Below are 21,657 nucleotides of genomic sequence, written 5' to 3'. Positions count from 1 at the left end.
ATTTATTGATGGCTAGTGTTTGAAAGGATTTATATGGATCAGTATTCTTCGACCATTATTAATGCCGTAGAGAAAGTTAAAACGGCAGTGGTCAAAATCGAACTCTTTAAACAACAAAAAGGAAAAGAACAGCCAGTTGGCTCGGGTTCCGGTTTCTTATTTTCTTCAGACGGGTATCTTTTTACTAACAGCCATGTGGTACAACAGGCTGAGCTTATTAAAGTTAAGATGCATGATGGCACCACGCATGTAGCCACTCTGGTTGGCCAGGATCAGGATACGGATCTGGCTATATTAAAAATATCGGCCTCAGATTTTATACCCGTTCATATGGGCGATTCAGAATCTTTGGCTATAGGTCAATTGGTTATAGCCATTGGAAACCCGTTAGGCTTTCAGCATACCGTAACAGCAGGAGTTGTAAGCGCCCTGGGCCGAACGCTTCAAGGCCAAAATGGACGATTGATGGACAGCATGATCCAGACGGATGCAGCTTTGAACCCCGGAAACTCCGGTGGCCCGCTGATCAATACAGATGGAGAAGCAATTGGCGTTAATACTGCCACAATAAGTGGAGCCCAGGGATTATGTTTTGCCATAAGTATCAATATAGCAAAAGATATAGCTAGTCAACTGATACGTTTTGGAAAAGTCAAAAGGGCTTATCTGGGTTTGGTATTACAGCAAATAGATATTGTGCCTAAATTGAGAACAATAGCCGAAGTACAGAATAAACAGGCGTTGTTTATTTCTGATGTAGCGAAAGGAAGTCCAGCAGACAAGGCTGGTATTCAAAGCGGGGACATATTATTTTCATTTAATGATGTAGCTATTGAAAGCTCAGACACTCTTTTTAAAATGTTATCTGAAGAAAAAATAGGACAATTTCAATTTATAGGTGTATTGAGAAACAATTATAAAACTGAGTTTCGGGTTACGCCCATCCAAAAAAATTAATTGGTAATTATCCCTTATCTAAATTCGGAGACCACCACATAAAAGCTCCGGACTGATAGTCGTCCGGAGTTTTTATGTTTAAATTTCATATAGCTTCAATAGCCATAATGTGGTCATCAAATTCATCATTGGGAATAAATGATTTGTTTTTGATACGATTTTTGTAAGCATATATCGTATTGACCGAATAACTGAGCAATTTGGCAATACGATCGGTATCATGTATACCCATCCTGATCAGTGCAAAAATTCGATGCTCTGTACTGAGCAATTGTCCCTCAGTTACGCAGATCCGCTCCTCGGGTTGAAACAGCTCATCAAACTTATTGATAAAATCAGGGAATAATTGAAGGAAAACCTTATCAAAGGTGTGAAACAGCTGTTGTCTTTCACTTTCCAGATTGAGGTTTTTAATAGCTGTCTGTGCGTCGTCATACCGTTTATTACTTAATTTTTTCTCTATTGATTTTTGAAAGCTTTCCAGTTTATCAATATAAATGGAATTAATATTAAAGTAATACCCGATGTATTCATTCTTGATCTTGTTCGCAATACTCAAATTCCGGTTCAACTCTTCCAGCATACGGTTGTTTTGTTGCAATGAAGTATTGGCTGCTTTGATTAAGTCATCGGCTATGCGTAGTTTCTTAAGCTGCCTAAAAATAATCACTGCGAATACTACAACAAACAAAATCAGTACTGTAATAATCGATGCATAAATAAACAACGACCGGCGTTGCTGCTCGATAGTATTGATGCGTTGAACTTCAATAATAGGCAATATGCTGCTGATGGTTACCTGACGATGTCTGGCTCCGTAAAATGTAGCATCATCCATTGCTTGCTTAATGTAAATGAATGCATTGTTCAAATCTCCTTTTTTATATAAAAAATCTGCCAGCTTGTAAATAGCCACGGTTTCTTTTGTAGCCGATTGCAGGTCAGCTATAGCAGCGCGGATCAACAGGTTAATGGATTTTTCCTGATCGCCAAGCACCTCATATATATAGCTCATACAACAGGCATTTATAGCAAACTGATGCGGAGATAATCCCTTTAACTGCAGCAGACGGGTATAATTTTGAAGCCCTTCCTGGTAATTACCTGTTCTCAAATCCTTTAATCCTTTCAAAGCGAGGTCATTATAGCTACCCGGCAAGCAAAAGACTAAAGCAGAATCAATACACTGGATACCTTTTGGATTATAGACATCAGAATAGTCGATGTTACGATCAAAATCAGACAGATCAAAATAGCTTCGGGCTTTTAAAAAATAATAGTCAATTTTATTATCCTTAGATAGATGTGAGATATTAATACTGTTTAAAGTTTCTAAGGTTTCTTTAAACATGCCTGAAGAGATGAGCGTAAAACCCAGTTCCATCTTGGCAAAAGCCAATCGTTGAGGATCATGGAGATGACGGGCTGTAATCTGCAGTTGTTTGGCATAGTGATAGGCGGAATCGTAGCTGTAGTTTTTGTATTCATCATACAAATTCTGATATATATTATATTTCCCCGTTAAACCGTTTACCATGTTTAATTGATTAGTCAAGCCTTTAATACGAGTTCGTTTCTGGTTTACAAAACGCTCCTTATTAGCCAATACTATGTTAAGCTTGCTCAAAAGGGAATCTACTACCAACCCGCAGGCATTCCCGGAAGAATATATCCCAGATAGCAAATAAGTAATAAAAATCAATTTAAGTTTCATGATGTGTACCCTTAGGTTCGGAAGAGGCAGAACTAATATAAAGAAAATCGATTGTCACGAGATCATGTCTCAAACATTCATATGTTCTTATATTTTATTTAGAAGCAAACCAAACCAATCCGCGATTGACTGTATAAATTCCATTAAATAGGCTATCTGGTAAACTTCTTCTAAAGCTTATATCCAATATTATTATACTACAATAATCTATATTGCAATTACCCAAAAATAACATAAATATCTAATTACCAATAAATTATAAAACACAACTCACAAAGATATCTATATTGAATACTATCCTCTTCCAAAATATATCCTAAGTGATTTAGCTTTGATTTGCATGACATAACCAATCATGCTTACTACAACCAATTATCTTTTTGCTTTAAAATCAGGTCACCATCTTCGGGCTTCTGAAATATCAGGATATACTCCATGTGATTGAAATCCCGGTACAGAAAACCATAGTTAAGTTGACCTTGACAGTTTAGGCAAACATGTATTGCAACCAATAAAACAACATATATTATGGAAACAAAAAGCTATTATCTTTTACAAAACTTTATCCAGCGGATCCGAAATTTAGCAGTATCACTTTTTTTGATTGCTTTGTCGCAAAGTGCGTTTGGCCAGGATCCGGCGCAATACGGAACACCATTCGCTGGTGTGCCAAACCCTATGGATGTAAACCTTTACCAGGTCAATATCCGTCCCTTCAGTACGGCTGGCAATCTGGCAGGGGTAACCGCCCGCCTGGATAACATTAAAGCGGTTGGTACAAATGTTATTTATTTGATGCCGGTGTATCCACACGGTACAGATGCTAAAAGTTCCATATCCCCTTATTGTATAAAAGACTTTACTTCTGTGGGTTCGGAATATGGTACCTTATCAGATCTACAGGCACTTGTAGATGGTGCACATAGCCGGGGCATGGCGGTTATCCTTGATTTTGTAGTTAATGGAACCTCCTGGGATCATCCATGGACAACCCAACATCCCGACTGGTACAATCGTGACGGCAGTGGTAATATCTTGCAATTGGCCACATTTCCGGATGTAGCCGCGCTCAATTTTTCGAATACCAGCATGCGTACGGCCATTATCAATGCTATGCGCTACTGGGTATTTGCAGCTAACATTGATGGATTCCGGTGTGATTTTGCGAACAATCCTCCGCTTGATTTCTGGACGCAGGCCATTGGCAGTCTCAGAGGGATAACTACACACAATTTGTTAATGTTTGCAGAAGGTGATCATCAAAACCTTTTTCAGGGTGGATTTGATTATAATTTTGGTGATCAGTTTTATTATAACGCGTTAAAACCTATCCGTAAAAATGGTGATAACGTTGCCACCGATATTACCAATAGCACCAATTACGAATATGCCAATGCCTCCGGTACAAACCAAGTGATCAGATACACAGATAACCACGATGTTGACGGATCAAGCGATGGTAACGCTTTAACCATTTTTGGAGGAAGTGCGGGTGTAATGGCCAATTTTGTAGTATGTGCCTATATGAGAGGCGTTCCTTTCTTATTTGGAAGCCAGGAGGTTGCCTTTAATCAGCAAATTTTTTGGCCTTACACCAATGTAAAAATAGACTGGTCGCAGAATGCCAACGTAACCGCTGAATTTGCTAAAGTGCTCAATTACCGAACATCAAGTACGGCCATTAGGCGTGGCACTATGACTAATTACTCCGATGCCAATGTTTGCGCATTCACCAAAGTTTCGGGCTCCGAAAAAGTAGTTGTATTGGTAAATCTCAGGGGTAATTCATCCACTTATACCATTCCTTCCGCCCTGGCGGGCAGTTACAAAGATGCCTATTCAGGAACCACAGTTACGCTAACATCAGGGGCTACACAAACATTAAATAGCTTTCAGTACCTGGTTTATACCAACCAGAATGTGGCACAGGTACCGGTTACCGGTGTAAGTGTGGCACCAACAAGTGCAACCATAGCCGCAGGTCTTACGCAGCAATTAATCGCAACTATTGCACCCACAAATGCAACAAACACTAATGTTACCTGGACCTCCAGTAACACTGCCGTTGCCACGGTAAGCGCAACCGGCCTGGTAACCGCAATTGCAGCAGGTACAGCTACCATCACTGTAAAAACACAGGACGGCTCCAAAACAGCTACTTCATCTATTACAGTTACTCCGGGCACCTCGTTCACAGTATATTTTTCGCCTCCTCCAGGTTGGAGTACCGGCATTAAGATCTATTGGTGGAATGCACTGCCTTCTGGTGTTCTTGCTGATGGATCCTGGCCAGGTGTAACTATGACCAATAATGGCAATGGTTGGTACAGCTATACCTTTACCAATATTACCTCAACCAATCTTATATTCAACGATGGATCAAACCAAACAGACAATTTGAGCAGAAATAAAACAGGCTGGTATGTAAATGGCACCTGGTACGACAGTAACCCGGGTACCAGCGGCTCTATTACTTATTACCAGATCGTAAACCGTTATCAGGCCAATAATTATTTATATGACGCCGGGAATGGCAAAGTAGCTTATGGAACCAGTGCTACAACCAATGCTTACCAATGGACTAAAATAGATGCTGGCAATGGCTATTATCTTCTTAAGAATCGTGCAACCGGAAATTTGATGCATGTAGAAGACCAAAATGGCAACGTGGAGTGCACAACAGGAAACACCACCTGGTACAGTGCTATGTGGTCTACAGCTACCGCAACAGATGGCTGGAGTTATATCCAAAACAGATGGCAAACTAACGAGTGGATCAATATTGAACACCTAACCGGATATGCGGAGTATGCCGGGGCGCAAGCTGGTTGGTACAGCGCCATGTGGCAATTTGTAAACCCAGTTACAGGTACGTAAGCCACCAATCGTTTAAAACACCATTGCATACATCTAAACATCAGTTTATTAATTCATAAACCTAAAAATACAACAATGAAAAAGTTGATTTATCTCTTAGTGGTTAGCCTGCTTATCAGTTTTTCGTCCTGCAAAAAAGACACAAATATTAAACCACAAACGGCACCAAAAGAAACCTTACCAATAAAAACACAGACAGTAGTTAAGCCCTCAGGTATTACCTATGACTATCAAAAGGCTATTCTTACCAAACGAACTATAACTAACCATTAATTCAAAAATGGGATTAAATCGACTGTTTGGAAGACTTTCCAGACAGTCGATTTATTGTAGCTATATAACAGATCATATCTTCAGAAAAATTTTATTCCGGTATAAAATATAGAGAAGGGTGAGCTGTATAATAACTATAGAAACGGCAGTCCAGAAAGTTTGCCAATTTTGAGCTAAATGATGAATAAGTCCACCAAAGAAGAAATTGGCCGTGTGCTGAAAATCTACCACTCCTTCAGATGCCAAATATATTACGATAGAATTTACCCCAATAAGCACCAATGGGAAAGCCCATTTACGGTAGCCAGCAACATCTATAATGAGATAAAAGACCGAAAGAAAAATCAAACTCCATCCTCCAACAAATAAAACAAAAGAGCTTGTCCATAAACGTTTGTTGATCGGAAAAACCATATCCAATAACATACCCAGGGATATTAATACCAGGCCTGCAATAAAAAGTCCAAGCCCTTTTTTCCACATAGGCCATTTCACTGATTCGTATTTTAAAAACTGACCGGTAAATATGCCCAACATAGCCGTACAAATTGCCGGAATGGTAGACAATATCCCTTCCGGATCATGTACTTTATCATGTAACCTGCCTGGAAGCAGCAAACGATCAATGTAGGATTCCAGGCTGCCATTCATCGTTAAAACGCCGGCTCCATAGCCAGGAACCGGAATTAGTTCCATAGCAGCCCAATAGCCCAGTAATAATATACCGAACCACCATACCTGTCCCCGTAAACCGAAGTTCAGATAGATGAGACCTGCAAAAAACCAAGCCAAACCTATACGCCCCAGCACACTGGCAAAGCGGGTATTTTCATAACCATTAAACTTAAATAATCCGTTAACTACCATACCTAAAAAAAGTAGGATCAGCGTTCTTCTGACCATCGATTTGTAGATCTCTCTTTTTACGGCAGAAGGCAATAAATAAGGATAAGCTACCTGATATTTACTGATCTTGTTACTCATGGAGTAAGGCATAGAAACCCCAGCGATAAATAAAAACAACGGAAAGATCATATCATAAAATGTAATACCGTTCCAGGCGGTATGGTGTAGCTGACCAGACATCCATAAAAATAACGGCCAGCCGGTAGCTTTAGCAAGCGCATGGATAACCCCCTCCCCGCTCATGATCCAAAACATATCAAAACCACGCAGGGCATCAAGCGATAGCAAACGGGGCGACTTCACAAAATTTGAGGTAGCATTTGTTTCCATCTTATTTTAAATCCTCTCCCATTACATTCCTGTACTTTTTATGCAATTGTTCAGCAACAATCACGCTGTTTCCTGAAGGCGATATGGGATAACTTTTCCGGATATTAACCCATTGCCATTCCCAAGAGCTGATCGATTTATCAAAAGCTTTAAGATCGGGAGTCTTGTTATCTTTTAACGACGCACCTATCAGATCAAAAAACTGTTGCCAGCGTACCTTATAAAAATCATTTAGTAAACCGCTCCATTGCCTGCATGAATATTCATGCAGCGGACTATTTTCGTCACCCCAAAGGGTGATCAGGTTGCGAGCATTACGCTCATATAATTTTTTTTCATCATCATTAGTCCCCCAGTTGCGTGCATCTGCTATCCACGGGCCCAGTAAAAAATCCTTTCGGGTAGCAAGTAACTTATCCATATCCGTAATAAGCTCCAGGTATTTGGTAGTATATTGATCAAATGCCTGACAATCCTTATCATGATAAGCTTTCAGCCATTTTAACTGTAGTGGCCTTGCATAATTAGCTAATGCCTGGCGCGAAACATCAACCAGATCATAATTAAAACCATCACTTTTCTGACAGGCCGGAATAGCCTCTATCATTTTATCCCATGCAGGTAACAGGTTTATGCGTTTATAATTCAACCTGGTGCGTGTCCAAACAGTCGCGGAATCAAGCGTGGGCCTACCGGTGATGATCGATTCGGCACCATCACGAATATCCTTTCCGTTAAAAACGGTATTCCGCAGTGTTTGCCAAGCCTCCAATGCTGCTGCACTTTTTATACCATAACGATTAAGGATATATTCGGGCAGCCATTTATCCAAATCAATTGGTTCTTTTTGCCAGGTATTCTGGGTCATCAATTCGTACAACACCGGCGTTTGCTCAATAGCTTCCATGGTTAGGCCAATACCCACCATTCGACCTGAAGCCGGATCATGAAGAGCCGCAGCAGGCTCCTTTGCCACCGCATCCATCCTGCCGAATAAACTGATATTGCCACCATAATTATGTAGCATATTCCAGATCCATGGTTTTCCATAAAAGGCATTGGTACGCTTCCAGATAGGTTCAAAATCTGTGTTTAGATCCAAAACGATCATCTGCTCATTAGGCACCGCATTTAATAAAGCTTTAATTTGCTCATCGTGCCAAAACTCGCGGTCGCTGTAAAACAACCAGCCTTGCATTACCCAAACCGCTTTCGGATCAGCACCCTTCATCCCATCATACACCCTTGCGCTCAACTCGGCCAAAAACTTTGGATCATTGGATGGCGGTTCGTTTTCATTGAAGGTATCCGCCGAATACAAATGATCCGTTCCGTAAATCCTGGTTTGTTCCTGGATAAATTTCCTGCCGATCTCTGCAAACAAAGGATCTTCCGAATCCAGGATATAAGTATCGGCAAACCCGTTTTTCCAATTGGTTTGCTTGAGCTTAGCCTTTGGAAAATGTGTTTTAAACGAAGCAGGAACATGCCCGGTAAAGGCTGGTAATACAGGTTTTAAACCTAATTCTCTTTCTCTTTGCAAAATCTTTAATTGCAGGTCTTTATGGTTATTGATCCAACTTTCTGGTAAAGGGCCGTCCCATTTATCCATATTACCCATATAAAACCATCCGAAGTAAGCCGGGCCGGTAAAAAAATCCTGCATATCGGCTTTGCTAAATCCCATTTCGCTATATACTTTATTCCAAACGTATTCCTGCCCGGTAATGGACAGGGGCATACTAATACCATGCAAAGCCATCCAGTCAATCTCCTTTTCCCAGCGTTTCCAATCCCACCAGCTCATGCTGTAACTATAGGTGCAATAGTTTAAATAGTATCGGTAATCATAAGGCGTACTTTTCCTGACTTTTTTTGCAGGAATAGGTAATCTGGCGGGTAAATTTAAATTCGTCCCGTTCCAGGTGATTTGACAATGTGTGTACTGCGTTAAATAATAATACAGCGCCGAAGCCACAGCAATGCCATTATTGCCACGTAGAATGATCATCCCGTTTGCACCATCAACCTCAAAAACATCCTTGGAAGTATTGCTTTGGAGTGCCTGGACTTTAAATTTCTGCGAATAAGCTGGTATTACTCTTTTAATAAGTGCATAAGAAGCCGACAGGTTTAATTGCGCATGTACATTGGTAAAAACACTACAAATAAAACACGCCAATAAACATTTGAGGTGACCTTTATTACCTATTATCATTTTTAGTTCTTTTAATATTTTTTTACCCCACATCATTAATAATAAGCTATTGTATTTTAATAAATTTCTTATCATCTCTTGGCAGTTGAATATCCTGCAATAAGGGTTCTTTTACATTGTTCAGGATCATGATAGGCAATACATCAGTATGGATAACGCTCACCTTTTCAAGAGTCAGCTTGTTTACATCATCAAAAATAAAAGGAGTACGAAAATCTTTACCGGCATAAGTTACATGTATATTTTTCATTTTTATACCGGCAGCATGCCTTACATAAAACCCGGAGGCTGGTAATTCACCAAACATGGAGAACTCAGGATAGCTGGCTATTTTCTCAGGGATTTTGGTCAGGGAATCAGTATTAAAATAAGCCACTTCTTTTTTGGCTACACCGCTATAAGTGATCGCGATATTTTCTAAAGTAATATTATTGAGTGCAAAGCCCGGTATACCTGTAATAGAAGAAGGGAAAACATTATGGGCAAACTGCTCGGTTGGTCCTTCCATGTGATAGCCCGCATCTGGTTTGCCGCTGGGTATTTCACATTTAACATTCCCAATGTAAACATTGTTAATTGATCCTGGCGGGCTTTTTTTATTGCGTTTTCCCAAGCGGATAAAGATGGCATTACCTGTATTTTTTGCAATGATATCCCTGATATCAATATCACTTATCACAGCGCCATCCACCGATTCAATGGCTATGGCTGAGCGATAGGTATCATATACATAAATATTCCGAACTGTTATTTTTTTAAACCCACCCCAAGATGCCGTTCCTATTTTAAAAGCACTGGCGCTTGAACGTATTCTGCAATTAGCAATATATATATTTTCGCAGGCGCCTTGTGGATCAGATGATTTCAGACAGATCCCGTCATCGGCTACATTAAAAAAACTATTGGTTAGCCTTACATTTTTACAATCGACCAGATCGACCCCATCATTGTTTAAAAATGTATTACTGACCACCTGGATACTGTCAATAATCATGTTGGTACAGCTTCTGTAATCTTGTATCCAGCATAAGCCATTTTTAATAGTGATATTTTTAAGGGTAACCTTATCACATTTTTCAAAAACGATGAGTTTAGGCCTGTTATCTTCCTCCGGACGTAATTGATGCCAGTCGTTATATGTTTTCCATTCTGCATCTTTCAGTGTGCCTTCGTTCAGCATCCGGTAAATATCCTTTAACAAAGCTTCGCCTTGTCCGTTGATGGTACCTTTTCCAGTGATCGAAATATTTTGCTGCCCTTCTGCCCGGATCAGAGGAGATGCTTTTCCGGGGCCATAGGTAATGCGTTTAACAGATGCGCATAATTCAGCACCATCTGCGAGATGTAATTCCACATTTGATCGTATATGGATAACGCTGGTCACAAATTTACCAGCAGGAAACCAAACAGTACCACCTCCTGCTTCAAAAGCCCGATCAATAGCCATTTGGATAACCAGGGTGTTATCGGTTTTACCATCAGCTATCGCTCCAAGGGTTTTAATATTATATACCTTGTGCTGCGCTGATGCTGTATTAATGAGGATTACTGAAACTATGAATAATAGGGTTGTTCTCATAATGTTTTATAAAGGCTTTTATATTAAAAAAGCACTTTTACTAATCAAAGTTTTATGGCCGTTAAAGTAATTACTTTTATCAGAAAAAGTTATACCGAATAAGTCCCCGACCATAAATGGCCGGGGATCTTAAATCCGGATTATTAATAGCCTGGATTTTGCTTCAGTTTAGGATTTAGTTGAATTTCGGGATTCGGAATCGGAAATATGCGATGATTGGGATCTGCATCTGTTTTGATACCCCATGTTTTTTCATATTGTCCAAAACGGATCAGGTCATTACGACGCCACCATTCAACAGCAAACTCACGACCACGCTCATCCAGAATATCTGAAAGAGATACAGACGCAAGCGACGCTGCCTTTGCGCGACTTCTTACCTGGTTAACTAATGACAGCGGAGAGTCCCCATTGGTTGCAGTGGCACCCCTCAAAATAGCCTCGGCCTTCATCATCAATATATCTGCATATCTAAAGAGTGGCACATCATTTCCCTGGTTACGGGAGGTAGAGGTGCTGTCGGGATAAAATTTATTATTCCGGTAACCCTCTTCATTGGCTAATTCATCATTACCGATATCAAATGTGGCGTTGTTCCTCCAAACAATATTAGGGGTAAACTCCAGTTGGTGCACTACTACCCCACCCGGATCTGACCCACTGTAACTATCATCAAGACCTTTGTTTGTTGTGGTGATCAATATAGGAGTTCCGTCATTATTATATTGTTTCCCAGTCAGATATTGTTTTTTGCGGATATCATTAGCATCATTGAAAAGAGCGTAAAAAGTTGGAAATGTATACATTGGCCCATCAGGTGCATAAGGCATACTGTATTTGGTTTTCAGCGCCGGATGTAATGTCCATCGGGCATAATACTGTCCCTGTGCCAAGTTTCCATCATAAGGAATAGCAAAAATAAAATCCTTTATCTGCGGACCGTTATTAGGTTTAAACATACCCAGATAATCGGCATCCAGGGCGTATTTACTGTCCTTGATAACATTATCACACATGGTCACCGCATCCTGATACCTTGGGGTGCCGATATAATAGGACGCATTCAGGTACATTTTGGCCAATATAGTGTAGGCCAGATATTTTGTTGGCCTGCCATAAGTTGAAACATCTACGTTACCGCTCAGGTTAGGGACCTGGGCCAATAATTCGCTTTCAACAAAGGCAAAAACCTGTGCACGGGTCTGTGTACCCAGGTTGGTGGTATCGCCAAATGTTTTGGAAATAGGCACGTTGCCAAACAGATCCATCATATAAAAGTATGACATCGCCCGCATGGTTTTTATTTCGGCTACAGTCTGGTCTTTAGCAGCGCTTTCTGCCACAGATGAGAACAACGACAGCACCTGGTTACAGGTACTAATGGTAGAAAAACCCCATGTCCAGTCATCCTCAAATATGGTATTATCCGGTGTGTAAGTATGCAGGTTAAGGGTTGAATAAGTACCGCCGTCCAACCAGTTACCGCCGCGGGCAACCAGTACATTTTCATCGGTACTCAGATTTAATGTAAGCCAAAGGTTACGCCCAGGGGTGCCACGAAAATTGGTATAGATAGGTCCTGTTGCAGCCACAAACTGGGCAGGTGTTTTAGGAAAGTTGGCCGGAGTAAGTGTTGATACAGGTACTACATCGAGTTTTGTGCAGCTTTGTAAGGCCACCAAAGCCATACCTACCGATAAAAAACTAAAAACTATATGTTGTTTAATACGATTCATCTTGTTTGATCTTAATGGTTAATTATAAATCTACTTGAACACCAGCCAGGTAACTCCGTGTTTTAGGATAAAAATTATTGTAATCCACCCCTATGAACTGACCGCTTGCCTGGTTATTTAAACTCAGGTTCAATTCAGGGTCAACACCTTTGTATTTGGTGATGATAAACAGGTTGGTACCGGTGAGGTAAACCCGTACACCATGAATATAATTACCCGGAACTTTAAATTTATAAGCCAGCGTAGCATTACTTAATCGCACAAAAGTGCCGCTTTCCAGGTACCTGGTTGAAAACAAATTGGCATTCACATCGTTACCCGGTTCGCTTAAAGTTAAGGTAGGTACATTGTGTGCCGAGGCCTGCGTTGGCTGGTTAAAGCTTGCAAGGGAAGCATCCATGATCTTATTACCACCCTGCCCCCTGAAAAAGAAGTTAAGACTAAAATTTTTATATGTTAAATTATTCCCCCATCCAAACGTATAGGTTGGCTGGGCATTACCAGCATAAACCTGATCTGTACTTTGTGGTGTGGTAGTTGGCTGACCATTAGCACCCAGGAAGGTAGAAACCCCATTGGTTCTGCCTAAATATTTCAGGGTATAAAACTCACCCAGCGGATAACCGGCTTCGATGATGGATACGTGGATACCGCTCTGACCAGGTGCTTCTGGGAAACCCGCGTATATCTTTGACAAATTTGCCCCTAAGGAGGTTATTTTATTTTTGTTAAAAGAAATGTTCCCATAAGTATCCCAGGTAAATGCACCGGATTTTATGGGAGAGCCGTTAAGTGCTATTTCCACACCTTTATTGCTCATGCTGCCGACGTTAGCAGTTAACGTTGATACCAGGTTCGTTACTGTTGATACAGGGATAACTGAGATCATATCTGTTGTTTTCTTATTATACACATCCACAGATCCGCCAAGCCTTCCCTGGAATAAAGAAAAATCGATACCAGCGTTTAACGTAGCGGTAGCTTCCCATTTCAGATTTGGATTTGGGTTTTGCGTAGGCCCAATAGCACCAATATAACTGCCATTATAATAAAAGCTACCCGTTGTTCCGTATTGGGTTAAAGGCGTGTAGGCCGGGAATCCCTGCGAGTTACCGGTCTTACCGTAACCTATACGTACTTTCAGGTCATCAAACAGATTTTGAGATTTCATGAACGATTCATCAATTATCCGCCAGGCCGCTGAAGCTGCTGGAAAGTACCCCCAGCGATGATTGGCACCAAAAGCGTTAGAACCATCGCGCCTTAAAGAAGCCTGGAAAATGTACTTACCCAGGTAACTATAGTTTACGCGGGAATAAAACGAGATCAGTCGCAAGGTCTCCACCTGAACAGTTCCATAGTTTACCAGGTAACCCGCAGGAGGCGTACCCAGGCCAAGGTTATTATATCCCGTATCATCCGAAACAAAATTTTGGTTGGATGATTGAAACCCGTTCCCGGTTGTAGTTTCATCATAAGAATAACCAGCCAATATTTTAAAATCATGCTGATTATTCCAATTGTGCACATAGCTTAGGTAGTTTTCAAATAGTTTTTTGGTATCCTCATAAGTGGAGCGAATGGCCTGACCTCCTAGATTTGGCGCCAATTCCGATACTGAATTATGATAGGTATTATTATTGGTTGTTCTGCTTTGATAGGCCAAGTTAAAATTATACAAGAAACCTGCGGGCAAGGTTAGGACACCTTTTATATTACCCAGCATGAGGTTTATTTTCTGTTTATAAGTATCATTCGTTATCAGCCCCACCGGATTATAACCTAACAACAAGGTAGGGTCAGTATATAAAGTGCCATCGGCATTGTACACTGTGCGGGTAGGCAGATATTGAACTATAGATTTAAATAAACTCGGATTTTGACCGTTGGTAGTTGTGAGCGGGATATCATTAACAATCAAATCAGAATTGGTTACAGAATTGCTCAGGGAGAAATCCAGTTTCAATTTATCATTCAGGGTCTTTTGCGATAAGTTAAGCCTGCCCACAAACCTGTCCAAGCCGCTCCCTTTTACAATACCCTGGTTTTCGAGGTAATTGATACTACCGCCAAAGGTTGTTTTATCAGTACCTCCACCGAAGGATAAATTATGGTTTTGAGAGAAGCCGGTATTTCTTTCCACTTCTTTTGCCCAGTCTGTATTGCCCCCGTTATCATTTGCAGGCGTAAAACTTTGGCCATTTGCTTTAACATAGGCCCTTAACTGATCGGCCGAGGCTACTTCAAATCGATTAGAGATTTTTTGGATAGAAGCGTAGGCATCATAACTCATTCGCAGTTGGCCGGGCTTGGCTTTTTTTGTAGTAACGATAATTACACCATTGGTAGCCCTGGTACCATAAATAGCCGATGCCGATGCATCTTTTAAAACATCAATCGATGCGATGTCAGATGGAGCTACTAGGTTAAAATCAGCTCCGGGGACGCCATCAATTACATAAAAGGGTGTGGAAGCCGCTCCTGCCCTTAATGATGAGGGGCCGCGAAGTGTTACGGTTGCCGTTCCATTGGGGTTACCATCATTGGTGATATTCAAACCGGCTACCTTGCCTTCTAAAAGGTCAGCTGGGGTCGCAACCACACCGGCATTAAAAGACTCTGCTTTTACAGTTGAGATGGCGCTGGTCAATTCTTTTTTGGTACTGGTACCATAACCCACCACCACTACTTCATTCAAACCTTTCTGATCCTCGTTAAGCGTAATGGTGAGTGTTGTTTGGTTTTCGACCAATACCTCTTTCATTTCAAAGCCAATAAAACGGAATTGAATAACACTCCCCTTTTCGGCATTGATAGCAAAAGTCCCATCAGCCGAAGTTGAGGTAACCGTTGAAGTACCTTTAATCTGTACGGTTACCCCCGGAATAGAGACACCCTTTTTATCCACTACCTTACCAGTAATACGTATTGGGACCTGTTTCTCGGTTTGATCATTATCCGATGAATGGGTTGGTTCCTTGATGATGATGGTATTGTCATCCAGTTCGTAGGTCAACGGCTGATCTTTAAATATTCTGATCAGCACCTCACTAAGCTCCGTGTTGGTAACGTGTATAGATATGGGCCGGGCTTTTTTGATAACCTGGTTGTTATACATAAACAAATACCCTGTTTGTTTGCGCAATTCCTTCAAAACTGATTTCAGGTCGCCGTTTTCTTTGGAAAGGCTAACTTTTTGAGCCATTGTGGATGCGCTCAGATGCATGGTTAGTACAAATAGAAGGACGCCCGTTAGTTTCATTATCCGTAGTACCTGTTTAAAATAGCTATCGAGTAGGTTTGTATCATTAAACCCCTGGCCATAGGGCATAGGAGCTTTAGAATGTAGAAGTAGTTTCATACATTTGAATGTTTGGGTTAAGTTTAAAATCAATGGATACAATTGTACTTTGGGTTGATCCAATCATTTAGCCTCCCTGGCCGGAATCCGGGGGGGCTTGCTTTTGAATACCCTTTTTCCAGAGGTTATGTCTTGCGTTTTCTCATCCTTATAAAGGTTTTAATGGGTTAATGGGTTAATTGATTAATTGGTTAAATTCTTATCTATTATTCCTTTTCTACTATTACCGTGTTGCCGCTGATCGTAAACTTTGCTCCACCGGTCGATTCCAGAATTCTCAATACCCTCGAAAGATTGCTATCTTTTCTAATTTCTCCTGTAAACTTCAAGGTTGGCTTAGGACCTTTATAAACCACCTCAATGTTATACCATCGGGCTAATTGAAGCATCACATTGTCAATATCTGTATTGTCAAAAAGGAAATGTCCGTTCGTCCAGGCCAAAGTATCATCAATGTCTACCGTTTTTACGTTAAACTTATGACTGCCGGGCTCATACACCGCCTGTTGACCCGGTGCTAATAATTGGTTTTCGCTACCTTTTGAAATTTTCACTGAGCCTTCTAAAAGTGTTGTTTTAAAATCAGGCTGGTCTTTATAAGCACAAATATTAAAATGTGTACCTAATACCTCAACCGTTTGATCGCCAAAGTGCACCCGGAAAGGCATTTTTTTATTCTTGGCAACTTCAAAATAAGCCTCTCCAGATATCGTAACGATCCTTTCTTTACCTGTAAATGCGATGGGATAAGTAATGGATGATTCGGCATTAAGCATAACCATGGTACCATCGGGCAATTGTAGTTTATATTGCCCTCCACGCGGAGTCGACATGGTATTATAAACAGGCGCCTCATCAGCAGATACACCTTGTTTGTAGGCCAGTTCACCGTTTGCCAGCTTTACAACTGAGGCATTCCCCTGCTGAGCCAGCGTTCCATCTTTTGCATCATTCAATATGATCTTTGCACCATTTGAAAGTGTCAGAATAGCTTTATTTCCACCGGGCTTTACATCATTGCGGGATTTGGTTATAGCAAGCTGTCCTAAAGAACTTCGCTTAACATAAACATATAAACCAACAGATAAACCTAAAAATATAGCGATGGCAGCAGCATACCTTACCCATAAAAACTTATTTCGGGTTATTGGTACTACTTTATCTGTAAAATCGGTTATTGAATTTTCACCTAAAACTGCGTTAAGTATTTTTTTCCGCTTACCTTCAACAAAGGGATCATGCCCTACCTGCTCACCAGACATGTACATTTCTTCCATCAATGAAGTAACCACTGCTTCAGACCCAGGATCATTGATAAGCTGCATAAGCTCATCCCTTTCCTGTACGGTTGCTGTTTTATCAAAGTATCGACGGAATAAATAAGTTAATCTTTCAGACATGCTTTTCAGTCTTATATCCCTAAAGACCCAAAAGGATTAGAAAAGGGGTAATGCCTGAAAAATATTTTTATTTAAAAATCAACGGGGTCAATAAGATCAAAACTATAACATCATTATTTTCCAAACTGATGCTATTTTTAATGGCACGCAGGGCCAGTTTCATGTGCTTTTTAACGGTTTCTGCAGAGATATTTAAAACCGCAGCTATATCCTCGTACTTTAACCGTTCGTTACGACTTAGAAGATAAACTTTTTGTTGTTGTGGTGGTAATTTATTGATTGCCTTATCTATCTGGATACGATAGGATTCTTCTGTACTTACCTGATCCAATTCATAGATCTCCTCTTCAAATTGTTTTTCCCAGGCTAATTGTCGTACCCGTTCACTTGCCTTTTTCCGCAGGAAATTGTAGGTCTGGTTCCTACTGATAATAAACAGATAATAACTAAAGTTGTCTATTTCGGTAAGGCATTCTCTTTTAGTCCAGATCTTTATAAAAACATCCTGTACAATTTCTTCGGCCAATTCAACAGATTCTGTCAACCTTACCACATATTCGCCCAACTGCCTGTAATAGGCATCAAAAAGCTTTGTAAAAGCACGTTCGCTGCCACAGGCTACTTGCTTTATTAATTCACTTTCATTAGGAATGGGTTTTATGGCCAATTTGATTCTGTTAATTATGTTTTAAATTTATGTAAAATTCGTTCCGGTCAAACTAATTTAACATAAAAGAAGATACAATTTTTCAATCTTTTGCATAATAAACTACAATAGAATTTTGTACGATAGTACTTGCCACGGAAAGAACGCAATTATAGAAACATTAAGGACCTGAATAAGTTATTTACCTTTTATTAATTTAAGTGCTGCTTTTAAATCTCCAGGAGTGGTTGTTAAATTTTCCCAGGGATCTTGTATTCTCTTTACCCTTTCTGGAATGTTATAAATCGTATAGTCCGACAATTTAAGCTGATCATTTACTTCATGCCAATGTAAAGGAGTCGAAACCGTTGCACCGGGCTTCGGCCTAACAGAGTAAGGGCAGACGACTGTTTGCCCGCGCCTGTTTTGTAAAAAATCAATGTAGATCTTGTTTTTTCTTTTAGCCGGGCTTCTTTCCACACTGGTTGTATCAGGCAATTCCTGATGAATCAGGTTGGCTGTATACTCAGCAAACATTTTAACAAAATCGTAATCATATTTTGCATCCAGGTAACAATAAATATGCAGACCTTTTGAACCTGATGTTTTAATAAAAACCTCAAGGTGCATCCGTTCAAATACCTCCTTTGTTTTTAAAGCAGTCTCTACAGCTTCGGTAAACGGCACATCATGAGGGTCAAGATCGATCACCACAAACTCCGGATTATCTGGTTTCTTGTAGGAGCTTAACCATGGATTAATTTCGATGCAGCCCAGGTTTACCATATACAGTAAAGTCGCTGCCTCCTTCCCGATGATATAGTTGATATCTTTATCATTACTTTCAGAGTGAAGAGGTTCGGTTTTTATCCAGGCAGGCAAGTGTGTGATGTCCACATCTTTTTGAAAAAATCCGCCATCATCAATACCATTGGGTTGGCGGCGCATAGATATAGGCTTATCTTTTAAATAAGGCACAATCCAATCAGCCATACTATGATAATAGCTAATTAATTCGCCCTTGGTAATACCCTCCTGCTTCCAGAAAATTTTATTCAGATGTGTTACTTTCAACTTTGTACGGCCAAATTCTATAGTCTCTTCATCCGCCATTTGTTTTTCGGGTGTTTCCATAATTACGTTCTCTGTGTCTTTATCTATTCTCAATCCTTTAAAAACGGGCTGCCTTAAATGGCCATCCGCCGTCCATTCCGCATACCAAACCTCACAAACTAATTCGGGCCGGAGCCAGGTTACTTTAGTGGTCTGATGGGCCTTTTCTTTGAACGGTTTTTTATCTGTTTCTAAGAGGCGTAATTTTTCATACAGTTCTTTTAAGCTGCTTTCATTAAAGCCTGTTCCGCAATTACCAATGTACCGGATATTTTCACCTTCATAAATGCCCAATACCAGAGCCCCGAAATATTTTCTTGATCCTCCAGGTGCAGTATAACCACAAATAATAGCTTCCTGCGAGTTTCGTAATTTAAACTTCAACCACCTGTCTGATCGCTTTTCGCTTTGGTAAGTACTTTCTTCATCTTTACCGATGATCCCCTCCCATCCTAAGGACTGTGCTTTTTTAAATAGATCAGCCCCATTACCTTCAATATGTGTATTGTAAATTATAGTATCAGTGTTCAATGGCTCTATCAGTGCTTTCAATAGCTTTTTGCGTTTCACTAATTCCAGGTTGCGCAAATCGTGCCCTTTAAGGTTCAACAGATCAAAAACATAATATTTAAGGATCAAGTTAGCACTGTCGCCTTCATAATGCTGGATATCCTGGAAACGACTTTTACCACTTTTATCCTCAATAACCAGTTCACCATCCAATATAGCATCCTGATCGATCAGCTTTAGCTCATCTATTACTTTATCATACCTCTCGCTAAAATCTATCCCTTTGCGCGAGATCAGTTTCGCGTTTTTACCCGTGTATCCAATCGCGCGATAGCCATCCAATTTACGTTCATAGATCCAGCCCTTTTGGTCAAAAACTTTGGTTTCTAATTTAGCCATCATGGGCGCATAGGCTTTTTCAGCTATACGATTTTCATGCTTTTGGGGGCTGGGCTTTTTTTTTTGCCCTCTTTTTCTTTCAGGCCTGGTAACGCAGTTGCTTCTCCGTTTTTGTTATTTCGCATTTTTTTTATGTCGGCAGGCACCAGATCCTCACTGCTGTATTTTCTTTTGACAGCAAAATCATCCGAATGCTTAATCAGCAGCCAGGCATTATTTTCGGCATTATGCAATTTCACCAGGGCAAATTCACCTTTTAACTTTTCGCCGTTTAATTTAAATTTCAGGTTACCACTTTTTAAACCGACCCTTAATGTTTTCACATCATCGGCCCGATCTTCAGCCAGTGATTCATAAGTACCATGATCCCATATCAATACAACCCCGGCCCCATAGTTACCGTTAGGAATAATACCTTCGAAGTGTTGATAATCAATGGGATGATCTTCTACCATCATAGCCAGGCGTTTGTCGCCAGGATTCATCGAAGGCCCTTTAGGCACAGCCCAACTCTTTAAAGTTCCATCCAACTCCAATCTAAAATCATAATGCAAATTAGTGGCATGGTGCCGCTGCACTACAAAAGACAGCATTTTACCTGTGCTTTTGCCAGTTTTAGGCTCAGAAGTTTGTTTAAAATCGCGCTTTTTGATATAATCCGTTAAGCCCATTTTTATGCTCCTTTCTTGGTTTGCAAACTTTCCATCAATTGCTCATATAAATCATCGCTTGTAGTTTTATGTGGTTTTAGTTTTTTGATGGTTGGTCGTTTTCCTTTTGCTTTAGCCTTAATAATGTTTATCAGTTCATTACTATACTCGTCTTTAAATTTAGAGATATCAAAGTGCTCGGTATATTGCTTGATCAGCGCCAAACCAACATCCAGTTCTTTTTTAGTGATCCCAACATCATCTGCAATATTTAACTCATCCGTTGATCTGATTTCCTGGGCAAAACGAATCCGGGTTACTACCAGTATATTGTCTGACGGGTGCACGATACACAAACTTTCGGTATTACGTAATACAAAGCGTGCCAAACCAACTTTTCCAGATTTTACCATAGCCTTTAATAAAAGAGCGTAAGCTTTATTAGTAGAAATATCAGGCTCGATGTAATAGGATGTTTCATAATACATGAGGTCGATGTCGGCGATGTCGACAAAATTTTCTATCTCGATCACTTTGCTTTTTTCGGGAGCCGCATCCGCAAAATCACCTTCTTCAACTATTACATAGTCATCTTTAAGCTTAAAGCCTTTAACAATTTTGTCATACGGCACCTCTTTATGCGTTTGTTCATTAACACGCTGATACCGAATCCGGGAATGATCCCTACTATCCAGCATATCCAGATCAAGAGAACTTGTTTGTACAGCAGAATATAACTTAATTGGGATGCTAACCAGTCCAAACCCGATTGACCCTCTCCATATTGCCCTCATACTAAAATGTTTAAGAATACTTCTTATGGTATAACCCAATTAGCCTTGCCTGGTTTGCATCAAAATAAAATCATTCAACAAAAGAGGCTGTACCACAAATCAAATTGCCCATCCTTGGTGTTGTGTTGCCTATGAATTGAAATTCAACCGATAATATTATACAAAAAGTGGGTTTACATGGTTTACACAATTTA

The 21,657-nt window shown here is 40.3% G+C and carries 14 protein-coding genes; 3 read left to right on the top strand and 11 right to left on the bottom strand.

Annotation, left to right across the window (positions count from 1 at the left end; all coding sequences use genetic code 11):
* Positions 1–33: 33 nt before the first annotated feature.
* Entirely contained in the window at positions 34–957 is a 924-nt protein-coding gene (locus tag BW976_RS16505) for a S1C family serine protease (protein ID WP_076374420.1), read from the top strand.
* A gap of 85 nt (positions 958–1,042) precedes the next feature.
* Here BW976_RS16505 and BW976_RS16500 read toward each other — a convergent pair whose 3' ends face one another.
* Positions 1,043–2,671: a DUF6377 domain-containing protein gene (locus BW976_RS16500; protein WP_076374419.1), complete on the bottom strand. Its 1,629-nt coding sequence runs from the start codon at positions 2,669–2,671 to the stop codon at positions 1,043–1,045.
* A gap of 528 nt (positions 2,672–3,199) precedes the next feature.
* Between BW976_RS16500 and BW976_RS16495 the strand changes: the two genes are divergently transcribed.
* Both BW976_RS16495 and BW976_RS16490 read left to right on the top strand, forming a co-directional pair.
* Positions 3,200–5,548: an alpha-amylase family glycosyl hydrolase gene (locus BW976_RS16495; protein WP_076374418.1), complete on the top strand. Its 2,349-nt coding sequence runs from the start codon at positions 3,200–3,202 to the stop codon at positions 5,546–5,548.
* Positions 5,549–5,623: 75 nt separating this feature from the next.
* Positions 5,624–5,821, top strand: coding sequence for a hypothetical protein (locus BW976_RS16490; protein ID WP_076374417.1), 198 nt, complete (start codon positions 5,624–5,626; stop codon positions 5,819–5,821).
* Positions 5,822–5,893: 72 nt separating this feature from the next.
* On the opposite strand, the gene BW976_RS16485 is transcribed toward BW976_RS16490, so the two are convergent.
* The 10 genes from BW976_RS16485 to ku all read right to left on the bottom strand — a co-directional run bounded on the left by BW976_RS16485 (position 5,894) and on the right by ku (position 21,463).
* Complete coding sequence (locus BW976_RS16485; RefSeq protein ID WP_076374416.1) at positions 5,894–7,057, bottom strand: acyltransferase family protein; 1,164 nt, start codon at positions 7,055–7,057, stop codon at positions 5,894–5,896.
* A gap of 1 nt (position 7,058) precedes the next feature.
* Positions 7,059–9,350, bottom strand: a complete 2,292-nt coding sequence (locus BW976_RS16480; protein ID WP_245834720.1) for an alpha-N-acetylglucosaminidase — start codon at positions 9,348–9,350, stop codon at positions 7,059–7,061.
* Complete coding sequence (locus tag BW976_RS16475; RefSeq protein WP_076374415.1) at positions 9,322–10,854, bottom strand: glycoside hydrolase family 28 protein; 1,533 nt, start codon at positions 10,852–10,854, stop codon at positions 9,322–9,324. The genes BW976_RS16480 and BW976_RS16475 overlap by 29 nt, the downstream gene beginning before the upstream one ends.
* A 143-nt stretch (positions 10,855–10,997) precedes the next feature.
* Positions 10,998–12,590 (bottom strand): RagB/SusD family nutrient uptake outer membrane protein, encoded by a 1,593-nt coding sequence (locus tag BW976_RS16470; protein ID WP_076374414.1) that lies wholly within the window; start codon positions 12,588–12,590, stop codon positions 10,998–11,000.
* A 22-nt stretch (positions 12,591–12,612) separates the two neighbouring features.
* The gene (locus BW976_RS16465; protein ID WP_084192226.1) at positions 12,613–15,951 is read right to left on the bottom strand and encodes a TonB-dependent receptor; all 3,339 of its coding nucleotides are present in this window, start codon (positions 15,949–15,951) and stop codon (positions 12,613–12,615) included.
* 206 nt (positions 15,952–16,157) lie between these two features.
* Entirely contained in the window at positions 16,158–17,351 is a 1,194-nt protein-coding gene (locus BW976_RS16460) for a FecR family protein (protein WP_076374413.1), read from the bottom strand.
* A 67-nt stretch (positions 17,352–17,418) separates the two neighbouring features.
* On the bottom strand, positions 17,419–18,018 hold the full coding sequence (locus tag BW976_RS16455; RefSeq protein WP_076374412.1) for an RNA polymerase sigma factor: 600 nt from the start codon (positions 18,016–18,018) through the stop codon (positions 17,419–17,421).
* Between the two features lie 177 nt (positions 18,019–18,195).
* Positions 18,196–20,022 (bottom strand): DNA ligase D, encoded by a 1,827-nt coding sequence (gene ligD, locus BW976_RS16450; RefSeq protein WP_084192224.1) that lies wholly within the window; start codon positions 20,020–20,022, stop codon positions 18,196–18,198.
* A 20-nt stretch (positions 20,023–20,042) separates the two neighbouring features.
* Complete coding sequence (locus BW976_RS28895) at positions 20,043–20,690, bottom strand: DNA polymerase ligase N-terminal domain-containing protein (RefSeq protein ID WP_084192223.1); 648 nt, start codon at positions 20,688–20,690, stop codon at positions 20,043–20,045.
* A gap of 2 nt (positions 20,691–20,692) precedes the next feature.
* Positions 20,693–21,463, bottom strand: coding sequence for a non-homologous end joining protein Ku (gene ku / locus BW976_RS16445; protein WP_076374411.1), 771 nt, complete (start codon positions 21,461–21,463; stop codon positions 20,693–20,695).
* Between the last annotated feature and the right edge of the window lie 194 nt (positions 21,464–21,657).

It is taken from the genome of Mucilaginibacter lappiensis (assembly GCF_900155965.1).
Lineage (GTDB): Bacteria > Bacteroidota > Bacteroidia > Sphingobacteriales > Sphingobacteriaceae > Mucilaginibacter > Mucilaginibacter lappiensis.
Note: the sequence above shows the minus strand (reverse complement) of the source record. Positions and strands in the feature narration are given on the sequence as shown.